Source organism: Hymenobacter agri (genome assembly GCF_054778495.1).
In genome coordinates this window covers 1-2,839 of sequence record NZ_BAAGZM010000554.1, presented here as the reverse complement: position 1 = coordinate 2,839, position 2,839 = coordinate 1, and the positions used below count along the sequence as shown (strand labels likewise).

Below are 2,839 nucleotides of genomic sequence, written 5' to 3'. Positions count from 1 at the left end.
CGCCACGGCCAGCGCGGGGCGGCGCGGCGCACGGAGCGGGAGGCAGAAGCAGCGGCAGCAGATGACGGCATAGGCGGGCGGTGGCCAAAAATAACGACCGGCCGGCTCCCATCGTGCCCACGGCCCCGCGGTTTTCGCCAACTTTGCACTTTCCGACCTTCTGTTCCGCCTATGTCTTTCCTCCGCGCCGCCGATGCCCGCGACGAATCCGGCCACCTCATCAGCGAGCTGCACGGCGTCAAGCTCGTGCAGATTCTGGAGTACCTCGTGGCCGCTTATGGCTGGCCCGAGCTCGATGCCCGCCTGCGCATGAACTGCTTCGCCGAGAACCCGAGCATCAAGTCGAGCCTCACGTTTTTGCGACGCACGCCCTGGGCCCGCACCAAGGTCGAGGAGCTGTACATCAAAGCCCGCAGTGCCGAGGTGCAGGGCCGGCCGCGCCCGTAAAATTGGTTTGCGGTTGCTGGTTTTGGGTTGCTGGTTTTCAGCGAACTTCAAATCAGCAACCGGAAATTGCCCATTTGTAACCAGAAACCAGCAACAAAAAACCAGAAACGCTCAATGGCCGATATCTCCGAAAAATCATCGCCAGGGGCGCTGTTGGCTGGCTTTGGCTGTTTTGTAGCGTTCGAGTTCGTGGCCTTCTACGGGCTGCAGTACCTGACGTCGGGCCTGGGCGAAAGCAACCAGAACCAGCCCGAAAACACCATCGTGAGCAATTGGGTGAAGACGATGGTGTTCTTCGTCGCCCACCTGCTGCTGGTGCTCGCGGCCATGCTGGTGCTCAGCAACCGCCTGCCCCGCCGCTACCGCGGCCAGGTAATGGGCTGGTTTTACCTGGCCTTGGCCATGAGCTTCGTGCTCATCATCCCCTTATTCGGCTGAAAAAACAAAACCACCGCTGCGGGCGGTGGCTCAAGAGTGAAAACCCAGATGACTGCGGTAAGCGGCCGGTCGGTCCCGGCGGTATCGGTGGACTGCGGTTGCCGGTCGGTCCCGGCGTTATGTGGTGGGGTAGCAGTGGGTAGCGACCCTCCTGCGCGGCAGGCGCAGGAGGGCATGCGCTAAGTATAAAGACTTATTCTTCGTGCCGAATGTCGATTTCGCGCTGGCTGTTGGGCTTCGCGAAAGGAATGCGCACGCGCAGTTCCTGGCCTTCGTGGATGGCGTCGATGCGGGCGGCGTCGAGGTTGGCGGGTAGCTCCAGCTGCTGCACGAACAGCGGAGCGGCAAGCTCGTCGTCGGGCTCGTGGCGGTACTCGCTGAACACGGTGAGCTTGTTCTGGTTGAGCACCACGCGGAAGCTGTCGGCCGAAACGGTGGGCATGGCCACGCGCACAATCACGCCCTTCGGGTGCTGGTCGATGCGCAGCTGGGGCTGGGCCACGCCGCCACCGATGGTGTTGAGCAGGTCGAGCTGGGGAGCAATGCTATGGATGAATTTCGAGCTGATAAGTTTCATGGCAGGGAGCCGCAAATAGGGGCGGCTTCGGGTCGGTAATTACAAACCGTGTACCAATCTGAATCAGGGCTTATCTATATTGAAAATCAGTCGAATTGACGGTGTTTTGTTGACCAAATTTCGCCTTTCCGGCCACACTGACGGGAAACCAATTTAGTTTCCCCGAAAGGCAGACGATATGGCGTAGTACGCAACAAAAGCTGCGGGCTACGATGGCTAAAACCGGCTGGTGAGGCCAAAGTGGATTTTCGACGACTTCACATCAAACCCCTGCCCATTGGCCCGGCCCACCGAATACACGAACTGGAATAGCCCCGCCGGCGTGCGGAAGCTAAGGCCGGTGCCCAGGCCGGTAGGCTCGTTGGCAATGGCATTGGCTAAGTCGCGGCGCACATAAGCTTGGTCGGCAAAGAGAAAGGCGTAGGAATCGGGCCCGATAAACTGCCGGAATTCGGCCGTAGCCACGGCGTAGGTGCTAGTATAGAACTGGTTTTCGTTGAAACCCCGCAGCGAGTTCAGCCCGCCCAACCGGTACAGGTCATTAACGAACAGCTGCGGGTTTTGCAGGCTCTCGCCGCGCAGGCGCAGCAGCAGCACGCCGGCCCGTTTTACCGGGAAGTAGCGCTCAGCGCGCAGACTGAGGGAGTATTGGGTGGTGCGTAGCGCCACGCCGTCGTACAGCTCCGGTCGCAGTTCGGCGTTGCGGCTGATGGTTTTGGTGCCCACGGCGCCCTGGCCGCTCAGCAGGTAGCCGCGGTGCGGGAAGTACAGGTCGTCGAGACTGTTCCAGGTGTAGCTCAGGCCGTAGGAGTTGAACTGCGAGTCGATATTCTCGGGCAGCGTCGTGCGGGTTTTCAGCAGGGTATCGAGCAAAAACGAGCTGCGCTGCTCGAAGAAGAAGCTCACGCGGCCGGCGCGGGCCGTGGGGTAGCTCACCTGCACGCGGGGGCGCAGGGTCAGGAAGGCATCGGTTTGCTTGTAGAGGTTGAAGCTGGCGGCCACCTCGAAGGGGGTGCCGAAGAAGTTGGGGTGCACGTACTGCACATCGAGCAGCTGCGAAATGGCGTCGGTTTTGCGCCACTGCAGCCCAATCTGCTTGCCGCCGCCCTTGATGTTGCGCAGGTTGATGGTGACGTCGCCGGTAAACTGCACGCCGGTCTGGTTGGTATTGGCGTTGGGCAAAATGCCCACAATGGCGTCGAACTGGTTGCTGGGCCGCTCATCGAGCAGCAGGTACACGCGGGCCCGGCCCAGGGCAAAGCGCACTTCAGGCTCGGCGCGCAGCTTCACGTAGGGCAGCTGGCGCAGCAGCTGGGCGGCGGCCTCGACGCGCTGCTGGCTGAACGGCTGCCCCGGAAACAGCTGCAGGTACTTGGT

The 2,839-nt window shown here is 61.4% G+C and carries 4 protein-coding genes; 2 read left to right on the top strand and 2 right to left on the bottom strand.

Annotated elements, in window-relative coordinates:
- Nucleotides 1-171 precede the first annotated feature (171 nt).
- Nucleotides 172-447 (top strand): VF530 family protein, encoded by a 276-nt coding sequence (locus ACYVDE_RS19215; protein ID WP_241936320.1) that lies wholly within the window; start codon nt 172-174, stop codon nt 445-447.
- A gap of 114 nt (nt 448-561) precedes the next feature.
- Complete coding sequence (locus tag ACYVDE_RS19210; protein ID WP_460503155.1) at nt 562-885, top strand: hypothetical protein; 324 nt, start codon at nt 562-564, stop codon at nt 883-885.
- A gap of 193 nt (nt 886-1,078) precedes the next feature.
- Here the strand turns inward: ACYVDE_RS19210 and ACYVDE_RS19205 are convergent, their stop codons facing one another.
- Together ACYVDE_RS19205 and ACYVDE_RS19200 are read right to left on the bottom strand one after the other, a co-directional pair.
- A complete protein-coding gene (locus ACYVDE_RS19205; protein WP_460503154.1) occupies nt 1,079-1,462 on the bottom strand; it encodes an Hsp20/alpha crystallin family protein in 384 nt (127 codons plus the stop codon).
- Nucleotides 1,463-1,678: 216 nt separating this feature from the next.
- Nucleotides 1,679-2,839, bottom strand: a 1,161-nt coding sequence (locus ACYVDE_RS19200; protein ID WP_460503153.1) for a BamA/TamA family outer membrane protein, incomplete at its 5' end; no start/stop codon positions are given.

What these genes read in the sequence shown, in the direction of transcription:
- ACYVDE_RS19215 (WP_241936320.1), top strand. Translation starts at nt 172, where the DNA reads ATGTCTTTCCTCCGCGCCGCCGATGCCCGCGACGAATCCGGCCACCTC.
- ACYVDE_RS19210 (WP_460503155.1), top strand. Translation starts at nt 562, where the DNA reads ATGGCCGATATCTCCGAAAAATCATCGCCAGGGGCGCTGTTGGCTGGC.
- ACYVDE_RS19205 (WP_460503154.1), bottom strand. Translation starts at nt 1,462, where the DNA reads ATGAAACTTATCAGCTCGAAATTCATCCATAGCATTGCTCCCCAGCTC.